The organism is Lysobacter antibioticus (genome assembly GCF_001442535.1).
Lineage (GTDB): Bacteria > Pseudomonadota > Gammaproteobacteria > Xanthomonadales > Xanthomonadaceae > Lysobacter > Lysobacter antibioticus.
Window position 1 is genome coordinate 3,206,003 of the sequence record NZ_CP013141.1, and the last position, 20,456, is coordinate 3,226,458.

Below are 20,456 nucleotides of genomic sequence, written 5' to 3' on the forward strand. Positions count from 1 at the left end.
GACGTCGAGTTCGGCGCGGATGCGGCTGATCAGGCGGATCGCCAGCAGCGAGTGGCCGCCGAGCACGAAGAAGCTGTCGTCGATGCCGAGCTGGGCGGCGTGCTCGTCGGACAGACCGAGCACTTCGGCGAACAGCGCGCACAGGGTTTGTTCGCGCGGATTGCGCGGGGCGCGTTGGCTGGCCGGGACGAAGTCCGGCGCCGGCAGCGCCTTGCGGTCGAGCTTGCCGTTGGGCAATTGCGGCAGCGCGTCGAGGACCACGATGGCCGTGGGCACCATGTACTCGGGCAGGCGTGCGGCCAAGGTCTCGCGCAGCGCTTCGCGATTCACCTCTGAACTGGAAACCACGTAGGCGACGATCTGCTTCTGCCCCGGCCGGTCCTCGCGCACGATCGCGCTGTTGCGCGGGTAGCCGGCGCGGGCGAGCTCGGCCTCGATCTCGCCGAGTTCGATGCGGAAGCCGCGCAACTTGACCTGATGGTCGACGCGGCCGCGGTGGACGATGCCCCCGTCCTCGCGCCAACTGGCGAGGTCGCCGGAGCGGTACATGCGTTCGCCGGCGACGAAAGGATCGGCGACGAAGCGTTCGGCGCTGAGCGCGGCGCGGCCCAGGTAACCGCGCGCCAGCCCCGGTCCGGCGATGTACAGCTCGCCGGTGACGCCGGCCGGCACCGGCCGCAGCGCGTTGTCGAGCACGTACAAGCGCGTGTTCCAGATCGGCCCGCCGATCGGTATCGGCCCGTCCTCGACCTCGCGGCAGGGCCAGGCGGTGACGCCGATCGAGACCTCGGTCGGGCCGTAGGAATGGTGCAGCGGCCGGCCGATGTGGGCGGCGACGCGGCGATGCAGATCGGCCGACAGCGCTTCGCCGCCGCAGCCGATGCGGCGCAGGCGGGTGCAGGCGGCCGCGCTCGGTTCCTGCACGAACATCTCCAGCATCGAGGCGACGAAGTGCACGGTCGTGACCTGTTCGCGTTGGATCAGGTCAGCGAGATAGGCCGGGTCGCGGTGGCCGTCGGGGCGCGCGACGACCAGACGGGCGCCATGCAGCAGCGGCCAGAACAACTCCCACACCGACACGTCGAAGCTGGTCGGGGTCTTCTGCAGCACCGCGTCGTCGGCCTGCAGGCCGTACTCGCCCTGCATCCAGGCCAGGCGGTTGACGATGCCGCGGTGCGGGATCACCGCGCCTTTCGGCGTGCCGGTCGAGCCGGAGGTGTAGATGACGTAGGCCGGGTGATCGAGGTGCAGCGGGCGCGTGCGTTCGGCGTCGGTTGGCGCGCTGCTCGGGAAACCGTCCAGCGAGGCGACGAAGCCGGCGTCGTCGACGCATAGCAGGCCCTCGTGTGCAGGCAGCCGTTCGACCACATCGCCGCGAGTCAGCACCCGCACTGGCGCGGCGTTGGCGATCATGTGGGCGAGGCGGTCGCTCGGGTAATCGGTGTCGAGCGGCAGATAGGCCGCGCCGCTCTTGAGCACCGCGCACAGGGCGACGACCAGTTCCAGCGAACGCGGCAGGGCCACGCCGACCAGATCCTCCGGGCCGATGCCGTCGGCGATCAGTCGGTGGGCGAGGCGATTGGCGCGCGCGTCGAGTTCGGCGTAGCTGAGGCGCTCGTCTTCGAACACGACGGCGACGGCCTCGGGCGTGCGCGCCGCCTGCGCGCTCACCAGCTCGGCCAAGGTCTGTGCGGGCACCGCGTGTTCGCTCGCATTCCAGTCGCGCAGCACCTGCGTCGCTTCGGCGGCGTCGAGCAGTTCGATGCGGCCGACCGGCTGCTGCGCATCGGCGACGAAGGCTTCCAGCAAACGCTGATAACGGCCGCCCAGGCGCAGCACCTGCTCGCGCGTGAACAAGTCGGGGCGGTAGCTGAGCTTGAGCTGATACGGTTGGCCCGGGATCAGCGCCAGGCCGACCGGGTAATGCGAGGTGTCGCCGCCGTGGTGGCTGTGCAGGGCGATGCGCAGCGCATCGGGCGCGTCGTCCGCATCGTCGCCGACCGGGAAGTTCTCCAGCACCACCAGGGTGTCGAACAACTCGGCGTGCCCGGCCAGGCGCTGGATCTCGGTCAGGCCGAGGTGTTGGTGATCGAGCAGCGCCGATTGCTCGCTCTGCAGGCGTACAAGCAGCTCGCGCACCGATTCGTCCGGCCGCCATTGCAGGCGCAGCGGCAAGGTGTTGATGAACAAGCCGACCATCTGCTCGACGCCGGCCAGCTCCGGCGGGCGCCCCGAGACGGTGGTGCCGAAGGCGACGTCGCGACGATGGGTCAGGCGACCGAGCAACAGCCCCCACGCGGCCTGCACGACGGTGTTGAGGGTCACGCCGAGGCCGCGCGTGAGCCGGGTCAGCGATTGCACCAGCGCGTCGGGCAGGTCGATGCGCAAGGTATCCGGCACCGCCGGCGAGGTGGTCGCCGGGGCGATCCGGCTCGGTTCTTCGAAACCGGCGAAGGCATCGCGCCAGGCGCTGCGCGCCGCGGCGGCGTCGCGCGAGGTCAGCCAGCGCATGTAGTCGCGATAGGGCGTGACCCGCGGCAGCGCCTGCGCGTCGGCGCCGTTGCGGTACAGCGCGAACAACTCCTGCAGCAGGATCGGCGACGACCAACCGTCGAGCAGGATGTGGTGGCTGGTGAACAACAGGTAGTGGCGGGTCGCCGACTCGCGCACCAGCACGAAGCGCAGCAGCGGCGCACGGGTCAGCTCGAAGCGCTGTTGTTGGTCGTCGGCGATGGCTTGCGCCAATGCATCGGCGCGTTCGTCGGCGGGTAAACCATCCAGATCGATTTCACGCCACGGCAGCTCGACTTCGCGCTGGATGACCTGCACCGGCTCCTTGATCTTGTGATGGACGAAGGCCGCACGCAGGCTGGCGTGGCGCCGCAGCAATGCTTGCGCCGCGGCCTGCAGCGCAGAAGCATCGAGCGCGCCGTCGAGCGCGAACACCATCTGCACGACATAGCTGTCCTGCACGTCGTGGTCGTAGAGGGCGTGGAACAGGAAGCCGTGCTGCAACGGCGACAGCGGCAGCAGGTCTTCAATCTGAGAGTTGCGCATAAATCGATTCCAGGAGTTCGATGTCGGACTGGTCGAGCGCGACCATGGGGACGTCCGAAGGGGTCAGGGTCGACGTGTCGGCGGCCGCGGCGAAGTCGGCGATGCGGGCGAGCGCGTCGAACCAGGCCTCGGCGAAAGCACGCACCTCGCTTTCGTCGAGCAGTTCGCCGGCCCAGCTCCAGTTCGCGCACAGGCGGGCGCCGTCGGGGCCGTCCTGGACCAGGGCGTTGAGGTCGATCGCGTGCGGCAGGGGCTGGGCGTCGTCGCTGCCGCCACCGAAGGCGCCGGGATCGTCGGCCACGGTCCATGCCGCACCGTCGACGGCGGTGCCGACCGCGAAGCGGCCGAGGTAGTTGAAGCCGATCGTCGGTGCCGGGAACGCGGCGAGTTCGGGACCGGCCTCGTCGTGCAGATGCCGCAACAGGCCGTAGCCGATGCCCTGGTCGGGCACTTGCCGCAGTTGCTCCTTGACCGACTTGAGCGCGCGCTCAATGGCCTTGCCGCCGGCCATCGCCTCGACCGGGTCGAACTGGGTCGCATCCAGGCGCACCGGGAACAGGCTGGTGAACCAGCCGACGGTGCGCGACAGGTCGGCGTCGTCGATCAGGCCGTCGACGATCGCGGTCTCGCGGCCGTGGCCTTCCAGGTCGAAGCGCAGGCTGTTGGCATCGAGCGCGTCGCCGCGCTCGCGCCGCCAGGCGAACGCGGCCAGCGCGAACCCGGTCAACAGCACGTCGTTGACGCGGCCGTTGATGCGCTCCGGCGCCTGGATCAGCAAGCGCTCGGTCGTGGCGACGTCGAGGTTCAGGCTGAGGCTGCGCAGGCTGGCGTGGGTGTCGCGGCGCGGATCGAGCGGGCGCGCGAACCACGACGGCGAGCCGTCTTCGAGCATAGAACGCCAGAACGGCCGTTCTGCGTTGCGCCGTTGCGCCGCCTCGGGCAGGGCCAGCGCCCATTCGCGTAACGAGGTCGGCACCGGCTCGAGCACGATTGCCTCGACGCCGCGGGCGGCCTGTTCGTAGGCGGACTGCAGGTCGGGCACGAGGATGCGCCAGGACACGCCGTCGACGACCAGGTGATGCAGCATCAACAACAAGCGCGAGCGTTCGCCGTGGTCGAACCAGACCGCCTGCAGCAGGCGTCCGGCCTGCGGGTCGAGGCGTTCCTGCGCGGCCTGGGCCTGGGCGGCGATCTCGGCCTCGCCTGCGGCCGCGTCGAGTCCGTGCAAGGACACCGCGAGTACGCAGTCGTCGGCGCGGATGCGGCCGGGCTCGGCGATCTCCAACTCATGGGTCGGCGACACGCTCAGGCGCAGCGCATCGTGGTGGTCGAGCAGGGCCTGGATCGCATGCAGCAGCGGCGCGGCCTGCAACGTCGGCACCCGCAGCAGCATCGACTGCTGATACTGCTTGAACGGTCCAGCCTGTTCGAACAAATCGCGCAGGATCGGCGTCGCCGGCAACGGCCCGGTCGCGGCCACCGCCGGCAGTCGAACGGCTTGTTCGAGCGTACTGGCGACGGTGGCGAGTGCGCGCACGGTCTGGTGCTGGAACACCTCGCGCGCGCTCAGGCGCAGGCCGGCCTGGCGGGCCCGGCTGACCAACTGGATCGAACTGATGCTGTCGCCGCCGAGGGCGAAGAAGCCGTCGTCGATGCCGACCGCGTCCAGCCCCAGCACTTCGGCGAACAACACCGCCAAACGCTGTTCGAGTTCGCTGCCGGGCGCGGCGCTGACGTCGACCTGCACCTGCGGCGCCGGCAGCGCCTTGCGGTCGAGCTTGCCGTTGGAGGTCAGCGGCAGCGCCGCAACGGCGACGAAGGCGGCCGGCAGCATGTACTCGGGCAGGTGTTCGGCGAGTTCGCGCCGCAGTTGCGCGGCATCGATCTGCGGCGCCACCACATACGCGACCAGTTGACGCTGGCCGGGTCGGTCTTCGCGGGCGATCACCGCATTGCCGGCATAGCCGACTGCGGCCAGGGCGCTTTCTATCTCGCCCGGTTCGATGCGGAAACCCCGGATCTTGAGCTGATGATCGGCGCGACCCAGATGTTCGAGGCGGCCGTCGCGACGCCAGCGCACCAGGTCGCCGGAGCGGTACATGCGTTCGCCGGTGACATAGGGATCGGCGACGAAACGCTCGGCGCTGAGGTCGGGCCGGCCGAGATAACCGCGGGCCAGGCCGGCGCCGCCGATATACAGCTCGCCGGCCACGCCGACCGGCACCGGCTGCAGACGCGCGTCGAGCACGTACAAACGGGTGTTGCGCAGCGCGGTGCCGATGCTGGGGCGGTCGCCTTCCTCGATCTCGTCGATGGCGACATAACTGGCATCGACCGTGCATTCGGTGGGGCCGTAGCAGTTGTAGCCGCGCACCGGGTGTTCGCGCAGCGCCTTCCACTGCGATTCGCCGACGGTTTCGCCGCCGAGCACGACCGTACTCGGGTGAGTGCGGCCTTCGTCGAGCAGGCCGATAGCGCGCAGTTGTTCGAAATGCGCCGGGGTCAGGTCGACCGCGTCGATGCGCCGCTCGGCGATGTAGTCGAGCAGGGCTTCGCCTTCGCGGCGGGTGCTGTCGTCGATCAGGTGCAGTTCCTGGCCGGCGCACAGCCACAGCAGACCTTCCAGCGAGGTGTCAAAGGCGAAGGTCGCGGTCAGGGCGAAGCGGATGCGCGCCTTACCGGAGTGGCGCACGACATCAAGGAACAGACGCTCGCGATGCTCCTCGAACAGGTTGGCGACGCCGGCGTGGGTTACGACCACGCCCTTGGGTTTGCCGGTCGAGCCCGAGGTGTGGATGACGTAGGCCGGATGCAGGGCATGCAGCGGCACGAGGCGATCGGCGTCGGTCGGGTCGTGATCCGGCGCGTCGGACAGGCGTTGCAAGCCCTCGGCATCGTCGAGCCGCCAGGTCGCAAGGCCGACCGCGAGCGTGCCATCGCCGACAAGCGCATCGGCGATGGCGCCGTGGGCGAGCAGCAGGCGCGGCGCGGCTTCGGCGAGCAGTTCGCGTAGACGCGGGCCGAGATGCTCGGTGTCCATCGGCAGATAGGCGGCACCGGCCTTGAGCACGCCGAGCATGGCGACGACGGTGTCGAGCGAACGCGGCAGGGCCAGGGCGATGCGGTCCTCGGCGCCGATGCCGGCCGCGATCAGGCCGTGGGCGATGCGGTTGGCGCGGCGGTTGAGTTCGGTATAGCTCAGCGAGAGCTCGCCGCAGACCGCGGCGATCGCGTCCGGTGTCGCCGCGACCTGATGCTCGAACCACTGCGGCAGCGAGCGCCCGGACGCTGCGCTGCGGGCGCCGTTCCAGCCGACCAGCAGGCATTCGCGTTCGTCGGCGTCGAGCAGTTCGATATCGCCGATGGCGCGGCCGGCGTCGACGGCGACCGCACGCAGCATGCGTTCCAGGTAGGTGCCGATGCGGCGGGCGGTGTCGGCATCGAACAGGTCGACGGCGTACTCGATCATGCCGTGCAGGCCGGCCGCGGCGCCGCGTTCGTCGTGCAGTTCGGTGAAGTCGAAGCTGAGGTCGAACTGGGCGATGTCGAGGTCGAACTCGGCGGGGCGGCTGCGCAGGCCGGGCAGTTCCAGCTCGGCCTGGGCGTGGTTCTGCAAAGACAGCATCACCTGGAACAGCGGGTGATGGGCCATCGAACGCGCCGGCTTGAGCGCATCGACCAGACGCTCGAACGGCAGGTCCTGGTGCTCGTAGGCGGCCAGGTCGGTCTCGCGCACGCGGCCGAGCAGGGCGGCGAAGCTCGGATTACCCAAAGTGTCGTTGCGCAGCACCAGGGTGTTGAGGAACACGCCGACCAGATCGTCGAGCGCGGCGTCGGAGCGGCCGGCGATCGGCGTACCGAGGGCGATATCGTCGCCGGCGCCGAGCCGGCTCAGGGTCGCGGCGAGCGCGGCCTGCAGAACCATGAACACGGTCGCGCCGTGGCGCCCGGCGAGCGCGGCCAGGCGTGCATGCAGGGCGGCGTCGAGCGGCAGCGACAGATGGCCGCCGCGGTAGCTCGAGGTCGGCGGCCGCGGCCGGTCGCTCGGCAACGCGATCAGTTCCGGCAGGCCGGCGAGGGTGCGCTTCCAGTACTCGGTCTGCTGCGCGAGCAGGCTGCCGGCGTCGCTGTCGTCGCCGAGCACCTGGCGTTGCCAGAGGCTGAAGTCGGCGTATTGCACCGGCAGCGGCGACCAGTCCGGGGCGCGGCCGCGCAGACGCGCGGCGTAGGCCTGGGCGAGGTCGCGCGACAGCGGCGCCAGCGAGGCGCCGTCGCCGGCGATGTGGTGCAGCAGCAACAACAGCACGTGGCGTTGTGGGTCGAGCGCGAACAGATGTGCGCGTAAGGGCAGCTCGCGGCTGAGGTCGAAGGCGTGCGCGGCGGCTTGCGACAGGTCGGCGCGCAGGCGTTCGTCGTCGCTGGCCGAGATCGACAGCGGCACTTCGGCCTGGGCCAGCACGCACTGGCTCGGCGTCTCGCTGGCGGCGGTCGCCGGGAACACCGTGCGCAAGCTTTCGTGGCGCGCGACCAGGTCGACCAGCGCGGCGCGCAGGGCGTCGCGGTCGAGTTCGCCGTCCAGGTGCAGGGCCAGCGGGATGTTGTAGGTCGCGCTGGGACCCTCGAACTGATGCAGGAACCACAGCCGTTGCTGGGCGAACGACAGCGGCAAGCGCTGCGGCCGTGTTTGCGCGATCAGCGGCGCACGCCGACCGCCGCCCGAGGGCAGGGCGCGTGCGAGCGCTTCCACGGTCGGCGCATCGAACAGGGTGCGGATCGACAGCTCGACGTCGAAGGTCGCGCGGATGCGGCCGATCAGACGGGTGGCGAGCAGCGAATGGCCGCCGAGGGCGAAGAAGCTGTCGCCGACGCCGACCCGTTCCAGGCCGAGCACTTCCGCATACAGGGCGCACAGGATCGCTTCGGCGGCGTTGCGCGGGCCGCGCGAGGCCGGCTGCGCGGCGAACTCCGGCGCCGGCAAGGCCTTGCGGTCGAGCTTGCTGCCGTTGGCGGTCAGCGGCAGGGCGGGCAGGGCGACGAAAGCCGACGGCACCATGTACTCGGGCAAGCGTTCGCTGAGGCGCCGGCGCAGGCTGTCCTCGTCGATCGCATCGGCGGTGACCAGATAGGCGACCAGCAGCGGATGACCGGCGCGGTCCTCGCGCACGATCACCGCGTTGCCGGCGTGACCGCATTGCGCAAGCGCGGCTTCGATCTCGCCCAGTTCGATGCGGAAACCGCGCAGTTTGATTTGCTGGTCGGCGCGGCCCAGGTAGTCGAGCTGGCCGTCCTCGCGCCAACGGGCGCGGTCGCCGCTGCGGTACATGCGCTCGCCGATCACGAACGGGTCGGCGACGAAACGTTCCGCGCTCAGGCCCGGGCGATCGAGATAACCGCGGGCGAGGCCGGCGCCGGCGATGTACAACTCGCCGGCCACGCCGGCCGGCACCGGACGCAGCATGGCGTCGAGCACGTACAAGCGGGTGTTGGCGATCGGCGTGCCGAGCGGCGGCGCCGCGCCGGCCAGCGAGGCCGGCGACAGCACCCCGCTCATCGCCGCGCAGACGGTGATCTCGGTCGGGCCGTAGGCATTGACCAGGCGCCGCCCGGCCGACCAGGCCGCGGCGACGTGCGGCGGGCAGGCTTCGCCGCCGACGATCAGGGTGCTCGGCCAGCTCTGCGCGGCCGGGTCGAGACTGCTCAGCGCGCTCGGCGGAATCAGGGTGTGGCTGATGCGCTGTTCATCGAGGGTGCGGGCGAGCGCGTCGCCGAGCAGCAAGCCCGGCGGCGGCAGCACCAGTGTCGCGCCGGCGGCGAAACACATCAGCATTTCCATGGCCGCGGCGTCGAAGCTCATCGAGGCGAACTGCAGCACGCGGCTGTCGGCGCCGAGGCCGAAGCGTTCGATCTGGCTGTGGGTGAGGCTCGGGATGCCGGCGTGGGTGACGACCACACCCTTCGGCCGGCCGGTCGAACCCGAGGTATAGATCACGTAGGCCGGATGGCGTGGATCGAGCGCGCGCATGCGCTCGCGGTCGTCCGGGTCATGGCTCGGCGCGTGCACGAGTTCGGCACCGAAGCCGTGATCGTCGTCGATCAGCAGCAACTCGGCGTCGGCGGGCAGGCGCGCCGCGCTGGCACGAGTGGCGATTACTTTGCGCGGGCGAGCATCGGCGAGGGTCCAGGCCAGGCGTTCGGCCGGGTGATCGGCGTCGAGCGGCAGGTAGGCGGCACCGGCCTTGAGGATGCCGAGCACGGCGACCACGGTGTGGAGCGAACGCGGCACCGCGATGGCGATGCGGTCCTCGGGGCCGACGCCGTGCGCGATCAGTGCATGCGCGCAGCGGTTGGCGCGGCGGTTGAGTTCGGCGTAGCTGTACTCGTGGCCGGCGCAGACCACCGCGACCGCCTCGGGCGCGGCGGCGACGCGCTGCTGGAACCACTGCGGCACGGTCCGCACGGGCAGCTCGACTTCGTTGCCGTTCCAGTCGTAGAGCACGCGCCGGCGTTCGCGGTCGTCGAGCAGGTTGAACTGTTCGAGGGCGCGCTGCGGATGCGCGGCGATAGCGTCGAGCAGACGCGACAGGCGCTCGGCCAGGCGCTCGATGCTGAGCGCGTCGAAGCGCGCCGGGTCGTAGTTGAAGCGGAACGACAGGCGCGCGCCCGGCGTGACCAGCAGGCTCAGCGGATAGTGAGTGGCATCGGCGCTGTGGAAGCCGCTGATGCGCAGCTCGCCGAGCGCCGACTCCAGTCCGTTGTGATCGATCGGGTAGTTCTCGAACACGTACAGGCTGTCGAACAGACGCTCGAAGCCGGCCAGGCGCTGCAGCTCGGACAGGTTGAGGTGCTGGTGCTCGATCAGGCCGGCCTGTTGCGCCTGCAGGTGCAGCAGCAGGTCGATGAAGCTCTGGCCGGCCTGCAGGCGCACGCGCGAGGGCACGGTGTTGATGAACAGGCCGATCATCTGGGCGACGTCGCGCAGTTCCGGCGGACGCGCCGAGACCGTCGTGCCGAGGACGATATCGTCGCGGCCGAGCATGCGCCCGAGCAACAGCGCCCAGGCGCCCTGTACCAGGGTGTTCAAGGTCAGGCCATGGCGGCGCGCCAACTGGGCCAGGGTGCGCGACAGCGGTTCGGGCAGGTCGAGGGCGTGGTGCGATTGTTCGCCCGACGCGGCCGGACGCGACGGCAGCAACAGGGTCGGTTCTTCGATGTCGGCGAGGACTTCGCGCCAGGCCTGTTCGGCCGCGGCCGGATCGCGCTGGCCCAGCCACGCAAGGTAGTCGCGGTAGGGTGTGGCGCGCGGCAACTCGGCGCCGCCGTACAGCGCGAACAGCTCCTGCACCAGCACCGGCAGCGACCAGCCGTCGAGCAGGATGTGATGGTTGGTGATCAGCAGGCGGTAGTGAGCATCGTCGAGGCGGGCCAGGGTGAAACGCAGCAAGGGCGCGCGGTCGAGCTCGAAGCGGCGCAAGTGCTCGGTTTCGGCGACTCGTACGGCTTCGGCTTCGCGTTGCGCGGTCGGCACGGTGTCGAGATCGACCCGTCGCCAATCCAGCGGCACTTCGCGCGGAATCAGCTGCACCGGGGTCTGCAGGCCGCGATGGACGAAGGCCGCGCCGAGGTGCGGATGGCGCTGCATCAGCCGGCGTGCGGCGTCGCGCAGGCGCGCTTCGTCGAGCGGGCCGTTCAGATCGAAATGCACCTGCACCACATAGGGATCCGGCCCTTCGTGGTCGTACAGGGCGTGGAACAACAGGCCTTGCTGCAACGGCGTCAGCGGCAGGATGTCGGCGACCGCATGGGCGCCGCCGTGTTCGCGTTCCAGGGTCTCGATGGTGGTCTGGTCGAGCGCGACCAGCGGCAGATCGGACGGGGTCAGGCCGCCGGCGTCCTCGCGTTCGAGCAGCGAGGCCAGCGCCCGCAGAGCGCGCGCATAGGTTTCGGCAAGGTCGACGATCTGGGCGCGGTCGAACAAGGCCCGCGGCCACGACCAGGTGGCGACGAACTCGGGGCCGTCGGCGCGGTCCTGGGTGAGCGCGTTGAGTTCGATCGCGTGGGCGATCGGCATCGCATCGCCGCCGTTGTTGGCGACTTCTTCCTCGGCCTGTTCCCAGTCGCGGGTTTCCGACACGCCGAAGCGGCCGAGGTAGTTGAAGCTGATCTGCGCTGCCGGCTGCGCGGCGAGCAGCGCGCCGGTGTCGGCGTTGAGATGACGCAACAGACCGTAGCCGAGGCCGTGGTCGGGCACCGCGCGCAATTGCTCCTTGACCCGCTTGAGCAAGCGTTCGAGCTCACCGTCGCCGGCGAAGGCGCGCTCCAGGTCGATCTCGTCGAGCGACAGGCGCAGCGGATACAGGCTGGTGAACCAGCCGACCGTGCGCGACAGGTCGAGCCCGTTGCGATCGCTCTCGCGGCCGTGCCCCTCCAGGTCGAGCAGCAGCGCGTCGACCGCGGCGCCGGTGTGGCGGCGGCGCCAATCGCTCACGGCGAGGGCGAAGCCGCTCAGCAGCACGTCGTTGATGCGGGCGTGGAAGCGCGCCGGCAACGCGGTCAGCAGGGCCGCGGTGACCTCACTCGGCAGGCTCAGGCTGAAGTGCTCGCTGTTGGCGCCGGTGTCGCGTGCGGGATCGAGCGCGACCGGCGACAGCGGCGGGTCGGACCCATCGGTCGTTGCCGACCAGTGCGCCAGCTCGGCCAAGCGCTGCGGCGAGTGGGCGTCGTCGAACAACTGTTGCGACCAAGCGCGCAGCGAATGGCTGCGCGGTGCGAACACCGGCGCCCGGCCGGCGCGGATCGCTTCGACCGCGTCGCGCAGGTCCGGGATCAGGATGCGCCAAGACACGCCGTCGACGGCGAGGTGGTGGATCGTCAACAGCAGGCGGCCGCCATCGCTGCCGGCGTCGAACCAGACCGCACGCAGCAGGTCGCCGCGCTGGCACGACAAGGCCTGGGCCGATTCGGCCGCGGCCGCGTCGATGCGGGCCTTCAGCGCCGCGCTATCGAGGCCGGTGACATCGATGCGCCGCAGGCAGGCCGCGGCGTCGACGCTGCCGGGTTCGGGCACTCGCAGGCGCCAGGCCTCGGCGTCGTCGCGGTCCAGGCGCAGGCGCAGGGCATCGTGGTGATCGAACAGGGCCGCCAGCGCCTCGCGCAGCTCGGCTTCGGCCAGACCGGCCGGCACCCGCAGCAGCACCGATTGGTTGAAGCCGTCGAGCGCGACCTCGCGGTCGAGGAACCAGCGCAGGATCGGCAATGCCGGCAACTCGCCGAGCGGCTCATCGAGCAGCGCCGGTGCGGCTTCGTCGGCATCGCGCGCGACCAGGGCCAGGGCGGCGACGCTCTGATGCTGGAACACGTCGCGCGGCGTGATCAGCAGACCGGTCTTGCGCGCCTGGCTGACCAACTGGATGGAGATGATGCTGTCGCCGCCGAGATCGAAGAAGCTGTCGTCGATGCTGACCCGCGGCAGGCCGAGTACTTGCGCATACAGCTCGGCGAGGACCTGCTCGCGGTCGTTGCGCGCGGCGCGGTGGTGGGTCGGGGTGAAATCGGGCGCCGGCAGTGCTTTGCGGTCGATCTTGCCGTTCGGGGTCAGCGGCATCGACGGCAGCAACACCATCACCGGCTGCATATAGTCCGGCAGCTGCGCGGCGACGTGGCGGCGCAGATCGCTGAACTGATCGAAGCTGGCCGGGTTGTTGGTGCAGGCGGCGAGTTCGCGCGGCGCGCTCGCCAGGTACAAGTCGGTCCATACGGCGGGCGTCGCGGCCTCGTCGGCGTCCTGATGACGCACGAACAGCAGGTCGAGCCCGTCGCCGATGGCGCCGCCGGACCAGGTCGTCGCGACCCGATAGCCGAGTCGCCGGCCGAGTTGCACCAGCGCTTCGCTGCCGGCCTCGATGGCGCTGCCGGCGGCGATCAGCTGCGCACGCACCTCGGCGATGGCGCTGCCGCAGGCCAGGGCCTGCAGCGCGTCCAGTTCGGGTTGCAGATGGGCATTGGGCACGCCGCGCAGGCGCAGGCCGGCCGGCTGATCATCGAGCAGATGGGTGGCGACGGCATCGAAGCCAGCGAAATCCGCGCCCCAGGCGCGCACCGGCAAGGACGCCAGCGAGCGCAGCGGCAGCGGGCCCTTGCGCAGCACCACTTCATAACGGTGGCGGCTGAGCTCGTTGCCGTAGGCGCTGCGCTTGGTCTGGATGTCGACCGCGGCGATGCCGTCCAGGCGCTGCGGCAGCTGGCTGAAGAACTCCGGCGCGACCAGCAGCTCCTTCTCGGCCAGCAGGATCTGTTCGACGCGTCGCTGCAGGGTCGCCGCGTCGGTGTCGGCATCGGCCTGGTGCAACTGGATCGCGGTGGCGAAGCTGCGCTGCAGGTGCAGGTTGCGCACGTCGCCGAGGAACAGCGCGCCTCCCGGCGTCAACAGCTGCATCGCCTGGCGGATCACTTCGAGCAGGTAGTCGCCGTTCGGGAAGTACTGCAGCACCGAGTTGATGACGATGGTGTCGAAGCGACCGTCCTGGCTGTCGCTCGCCAGACTGTCGCCGAGGCCGTGCATCTCGTGCGCCGGCCGCGCATGCAGTTCGATTTTGCCGGCCAGTTGCGCTTGCCCGGCGATCTCGCCGCGCAGGCGCTCGATGGTCGCCGACGACAGGTCGGTGCCATGGTAGGCCTCGACGTGCGGCGCCACCTGCGACAGGATCAGGCCGCTGCCGACGCCGATTTCGAGCACCCGTCGCGGCTGCAGTTCGAGGATGCGCTCGACCGTGGCCGCGCGCCATTCGCGCATCTGTTCCAGGGCGATCCCGGAGCCGTCGTAGCTGCTGTTCCAGCCGTGGAAGTTTTCGCCGAACTCGACCGCCTGCGGCGGTTCTTCGCCGTACAGGGTTTCGTAGATGGTTTCCCACTCGCCGATCAGGCGCGATTCCTGGCCCTGGTCGCGGTCGGCGTCGCGCTCGTGTTCGAGCACGACATAGGCGACCAGTTGCTTGTGGCCCGGCACGTCTTCGCGCGCGATCACGATCGATTGCGCGACCGCGGCGTGGCGCTGCAGCACCTGCTCGATCTCGCCGAGTTCGATGCGGAAGCCGCGCAGCTTGACCTGATGATCGACCCGGCCGATGAATTCGAGTTGGCCGTCGTCGCGCCAGCGCGCCAGATCGCCGCTGCGGTACATGCGCTGACCGGCGAGGTAGGGATCGGCGACGAAGCGCTCGGCGCTGAGTGCGGGGCGATGCAGATAGCCGCGCGCCAGGCCCTTGCCGGCCAGGTACAACTCGCCGGGCACGCCGACCGGCACCGGCTGCAGGCCGGCATCGAGCAGGTAGACGCGGCTGCCGAGGATCGGCGTGCCGATCGGCGGCACCGACGCGCCCGCCAGCGGCGCGCTCATGGTCGCGCACACCGTGGTCTCGGTCGGGCCGTAGGCATTGGTCATGCGCCGGCCCTGCGACCAGGTCTTGACCAGCTGCGGCGCGGTGGCTTCGCCGGCGACGATCAGGTCGCTGCAGCTCGCGAGCGCGTCGGCGCCGAGCACCGACAGCGCGGCCGGCGGCAAGGTCGCATGGGTGACGCGATGGCGTTGCATGGTCTCGACCAGAGCCTCGCCCGGCAGCAGCCGTTCGGCCTCGGCGACGACCAGGGCCGCGCCCGACAACAGCGCCATGCACAGTTCCCAGAACGCCGCATCGAAACTCAACGAGGCGAACTGCAGCACGCGCGAGCCGGGGCCGACCTCGAAGGCGGCGATCTGGCTGGCCAGCAGGCTCGGCACGCCGGCGTGGGTGACGACCACGCCCTTGGGGCGTCCGGTCGAACCGGAGGTGTAGATGACGTAGGCGGCATCGGCCGGCGACGCGGCGGCGAGCCGCGGTGCGTCGGTCGCTTGCGCGGCGAGGCTCTGCAAGGTCTCCGGCAGATCCAGCAGCCAGGTCGGCACGCCGTGTTCGGGCAGGCGCGCTTCGATCTCGCGCCGGCTGATCAATCGCGCCGGTTTCGCGTCGGCCAGCATGTAGGCCAGGCGTTCCGGCGGATAGTCCGGGTCCAGCGGCAGATAGGCCGCGCCGGCTTTGAGGATGCCAAGCACCGCGACGACCATTTCCGGCGAACGCGGCAGGGCGATGGCGACACGGTCCTCGCGGCCGATGCCCAGGGCGATCAGCGCATGCGCATAGCGGTTGGCGCGGCGGTCGAGTTCGCCATAGCTCAGGCAGGCGTCGCCGAACAGCAAGGCCGGTGCGTCCGGATCGCGAGCGACCTGGCGCTCGAACAAGGCCGGAATGGTAGCGTCGGCGATGGCCTCGCTCGGGCCGCTGAGCGCGGTGCGGTCCGCGTCGCCGAGCAGGCGCTCGCGTTCGTCGCGATCGAGCAGGTCGATCGCGGCGATGCTGCGTCGCGGGTCGCGGGCAGCGGCATCGAGCAGGCGCAGCAGTCGCTGCCACAGACGCTCGACCGAGGCTTCGTCGAACAGATCGGTGGCGTATTCGATGACGCCGTCGAGACCGGCCGGCACGCCGTCGGCGGCGAGGCGTTCGCCGAGATTGAAGAACAGATCGAACTTGGCGCTGCGGAAGTCGGCGCTATGCATCGACACGGTCAGGCCGGGCAGGCGCAGCTCGGCTTCGCTGACGTTCTGCAGGACCATGCCGACCTGGAACAGCGCATGGTGCGAGGTCGAGCGGGTCGGGTTGAGCAGCTCCACCAAGCGCTCGAACGGCGCGTCCTGGTGGGTGTAGGCGGCCAGCGCGGTGGCGCGGACCCGGCCGAGCAGGGTCTCGAAGCTCGGCTGCCCGGACAGATCGGCGCGCAGCACCAGGGTGTTGACGAAGAAGCCGACCAGATCGTCGAGGGCCTGGTCGTTGCGTCCGGCGATGGCGCTGCCGAGGGCGATGTCGTCGCCGGCGCCGAGTCGGTGCAGCAGCGCGGCGAGGCCGGCCTGCAACACCATGAACAAGCTGGCTTCGTGGCGATGGGCCAGGTCGAGCAAGCGCGCATGCAGCTCCGGATCGATGCTCAGCGCCCATTGCCGGCCGCGATAGCTGGCGACCAGCGGACGTGGGCGGTCGGTCGGCAGCTCGATGCGTTCGGGCAGGTCGGCCAGTTGCGCCTTCCAGTAGCCGAATTGCTGCGAGATCAGGCTGTCCGGGTCCTGCTCGCTGCCGAGCAGGCGCTGCTGCCACAGGGTGTAGTCGGCGTACTGCACCGGCAACGGCGCCCAGGTCGGCGTATGCCCCCGCAGACGCGCGGCATAGGCCTGGCCGAGGTCGCGCGCCAGCGGCGCCAGCGACGAACCGTCGCCGGCGATGTGATGCAGCACAACCAGCAGTACGTGATCTTGCTCGCTCAGACGGAACAGGCTGCTGCGCAGCGGCGTCTCGTGGGCGAGATCGAACACGTGCATGGCGTCGGCATGCAGCAGCTCCGCCAGGGTGTCGGCACTGGCTTCGACCAGCGACCAGTGCGGAGCGCTTTCGGCGATCGTCAGCACTTGCTGGTAAGGCGTGCCGTCGGCTTCCGGGAAGATCGTGCGCAGGCTTTCGTGGCGTGCGACCACGTCGCCGAGCGCGGCGCGCAGTGCCTCCAGATCCAGCCGTCCCGACAAGCGCAGCGGCATCGGGATGTTGTAGGCGGCGCCACTGTCGCCGGTGCCTGCCTCGCTGTTGCGGGCATGTTGTTCGAATTTCTGGATGAACCACAGGCGGCGCTGCGCATACGACAACGGCAGCAGCGCCGGACGCGCCTGCGGGCGCAGCGCCGGGCGGGCCAGCTCGGCCTGCGGCAAACGCGCGGCGAGGCTCGCCACGGTCGGCGCCTCGAACAGGGCACGCAAGGGCAGTTCGATGCCGAGTGCGGCGCGGATCCGGCTGACCAGGCGGGTGGCGAGCAGCGAGTGGCCGCCGAGGGTGAAGAAATGATCGTCGAGGCCGACCCGTTCGACCCCGAGCACCTCGCCGAACAGCTCGCACAGCAGACTTTGTTGCGGCGTCTGCGGAGCGCGATAGGCGTCCGCGGCGCGGTCGCCTTCGCCCGGCTCCGGCAGGGCCTTGCGGTCGATCTTGCCGTTCGGCGTCAGCGGTAGCGCGTCCAGGGCGACGAAGGCCGAGGGCAGCATGTACTCGGGCAAGCGTTCGGCGAGTGCCTGGCGCAGCGCGGCGCCGTCGAGGCCGTCGGCGACGACATAGGCGACCAGCCGTTTGAGGCCGTTGCGGTCATCGCGCGCGACCACGACGTTACGGGCGTGACCGAGCTGGGCCAGCGCCGCCTCGACTTCGCCGAGTTCGATGCGGAAGCCGCGGATCTTGACCTGATGGTCGACCCGTCCCAGGAAATCCAGGCGGCCGTCGAAGCCCCAGCGCGCCAGATCGCCGGTGCGGTACATGCGTTCGCCGCGTTGGAACGGATCGGCGACGAAGCGCTCGGCGCTCAGCGAGGGGCGGCGGAAGTAACCGCGCGCCAGGCCGTCGCCGGCCAGGTATAACTCGCCGGCGACGCCGCTCGGCACCGGCCGCAAGTTTCCATCGAGAACATAGACACGGGTGTTGTCGATCGGCGCGCCGATCCTCACCGGCTCGCCGGTGACGACGCGGCTGGCGAGCGACCAGACCGTGGTCTCGGTGGGGCCGTACAGGTTCCACAGCGCCGCGGCATCGGCGGCGAGGTAGTCGGCGAGCTCTGCCGGCAGCGCTTCGCCGCCGCACAACACGCGCAGGTCGGCAGCCGGCTTCCACGACGCGGCGCGCAGCATCTGCCAGGTCGCCGGGGTGGCCTGGATCGCGCTCGGCGCGATCGCGGCGATGTGCTCACGCAGGCGCTCGCCGTCGGTGGCGATCTCGCGCGGCGCGATATGCAACTCGGCGCCGCACAGCAAGGGCAGGTACAACTCGAGCCCGGCGATATCGAACGAGATCGGGGTCAGCGCCAGCAGGCGGTCGCCGGCGTCGAGGCCCGGCTCGCGCCGCATCGCGCACAGGAAGTTCTCGAGCGCGCGGTGTTCGATCGCCACGCCCTTGGGGCGGCCGGTCGAACCCGAGGTGTAGATGACGTAGGCGGGGTGACGCGGATGCAGGGCGCGCACGCGTTCGTGCTGGCGCGGGCCGTGCGCCGGGGCGTCGGTGAGACGCTCGCGCAGATCGGCGGCGTCGAGCGACCAGCGCACGGCGACCTCGACGCCGGCGAGCCCGGCCAGCGTATCGGCATCGCCGATCAGGCAGGCCGGACCTGCGTCTTCGACCATGTAGGCCAAGCGTTCGGCCGGATAATCCGGATCCAGCGGCAGATAGGCGGCGCCAGCCTTGAGCGTGGCCAGCAAGGCCACCAGCATGTCGAGTGAACGCGGCAGCGCGATCGCGACGATGTCTTCGGGGCCGATGCCTTGCGCGATCAACAGGTGGGCGAGGCGGTTGGCGCGCGCGTCGAGTTCGGCGTAACTGAGGCGAGCCCCGGCGCAGACCGCAGCGGTCGCATCGGGCGTGCGTTCGACTTGGGCCTCGAACAGTGCGGGCAGGGTCAGGCCGGGCTGGCTGCGTGCGGTGGCATTGGCCTCGACCAGCAAGCGCCGTTGCTCGGCGTCGTCGAGCAGCTCGATGCGGTCCAGGGGCAGCGAGGGATCGGCGGCGACCGCGGCCAACACGCGCAACAGGCGCTGGGCCAGTGCTTGCGCGCCGTCTTCGTCGAACAGATCGAGGGCGTATTCGAGGGTGCCCTCGATGCCGGCCGGGGCGCCGTCGGCATCGACACGTTCGTTGAAATCGAAGCTCAGGTCGAACTTCGACGAGGCCAGCGCCATGGGCTGCGGCGTGCAATGCAGGCCGGCCAGTGCCGCTTGCGGCGGCGGGTTGTTCTGCAGCACCAGCATCACCTGGAACAGCGGGTGATGGGCCAGCGAGCGCAGCGGGTTCAGCGCTTCGACCAGTTGCTCGAACGGCAGGTCCTGGTGCTCGTAGGCGGCCAGGGCGGCGTCGCGCACGCGTTCGAGCAACTGCTCGAAGGCCGGGTTGCCGGAGGTGTCGGTGCGCAGCACCAGGGTGTTGAGGAACAGGCCGACCAAACGGTCGAGCGCGGCATCGGTACGGCCCGCGACCGGGCTGCCGATCGGGATGTCGGTGCCGGCGCCGAGGCGGGTCAACATCGTCGCCAGCGCCGATTGCAGCACCATGAACAAGGTCGCGCCGCCGCGCTGGGCGAGCGTGGCGAGGCGGCGATGCAGATCGGCCGGAATCGTCAGCGACAGCGATGCGCCGCGGTAGCTCGCGAGCTGCGGACGCGGGCGCTGGCTCGGCAGACTCAGCTGGTCGGGCAGGGCGGCGAGACGGCGAGTCCACCAGGCGAGCTGGCGCGCATACACGCTGTCGTCGTCGGTGCTGCCCGAGGCCGGGCCGGCGCCGAGCACGCGCCGTTGCCACAGGCTGTAATCGGCGTACTGCACTGGCAGCGGCGCCCAGGCCGGTGCGAGCCCCTGCAGACGTGCGGCATAGGCTTCGGCCAGGTCCTCGCTGAGCGGCACCAGCGAGGCGCCGTCGGCGGCGATGTGGTGCAGCAACAGCAGCAGCACGTGCTCCTGCGCGCCGAGTTTGAACAGACTCGCGCGCAACGGAATCTCGTGTTCGAGATCGAAGGCGTAGGCCGCGGCTGCGCTCAGACGTTCGGGCAGATCCGCTTGCGTGCAGTCGAACGCGTGCAGGTCGATCGCGACCTCGGCCAGAACCTGCTGCTGCGGCGTGTCGCCCCCCGGGAACACGGTGCGCAGGCTCTCGTGGCGCTCGACCAGGTCGGCGATCGCTGCACGCAACGCAGTGGCGTCCAACTGGCCGTGTAGGCGCAGCGCCAGCGGCAGGTTGTACAGGGCGCTGGCGCCTTCGTACTGATGCAGGAACCACAGGCGCTGCTGGGCGAACGACAGCGGCAGCGGTTGCGGACGCTCCTGCACCGACAGCGGCAGGCGTGCGCGCCCGCCTTCGCCGAGGCGGCGGGCGAACGCTTCCACGCTCGGCGCCTCGAACAGGGCGCGGATCGGCAGTTCGACGTCGAAGGTGGCGCGGACCCGGCCGATCAGGCGCGTGGCCAGCAGCGAATGCCCGCCGAGGGCGAAGAAGCTGTCGTCGATGCCGACGCGCTCGCGTCCCAGCACCTGCGCGAACAGCGCGCACAGCAGGGCCTCGGTGGCGTCGCGCGGCCCGCGCGAATGCGCATGCGGTGCGTAGTCCGGCGCCGGCAGGGCCTTGCGGTCGAGCTTGCCGTTCGGCGACAACGGCAGGGCGTCCAGGCGCACGAAGGCGCTCGGCAGCATGTACTCGGGCAGGCGCGCGCCCAGGCCTTGGCGCAGCGCTTCGACGTCGATCGATTCGGCCGCGACATAGGCGACCAGTTGTTTGTCGCCGGGCCGGTCCTCGCGCGCGATCACC

At 70.4% G+C, this 20,456-nt stretch carries 1 protein-coding gene and 1 pseudogene (1 of these 2 cut by a window edge); both read right to left on the bottom strand.

Features of this window, described 5'->3' with window-relative positions; genetic code table 11:
* Positions 1–3,057: pseudogene (locus GLA29479_RS13055) on the bottom strand (amino acid adenylation domain-containing protein); the annotation flags it as partial.
* Positions 3,038–20,456, bottom strand: the 3' portion of a protein-coding gene (locus GLA29479_RS13060) for a non-ribosomal peptide synthetase (protein WP_082638634.1). 10,433 nt of this gene lie beyond the right edge of the window; only the last 17,419 of its 27,852 coding nucleotides appear in the window; its start codon lies off the right edge, out of view — the gene reads right to left on this strand; it ends in the stop codon at positions 3,038–3,040. The pseudogene GLA29479_RS13055 and the gene GLA29479_RS13060, both read right to left, overlap by 20 nt.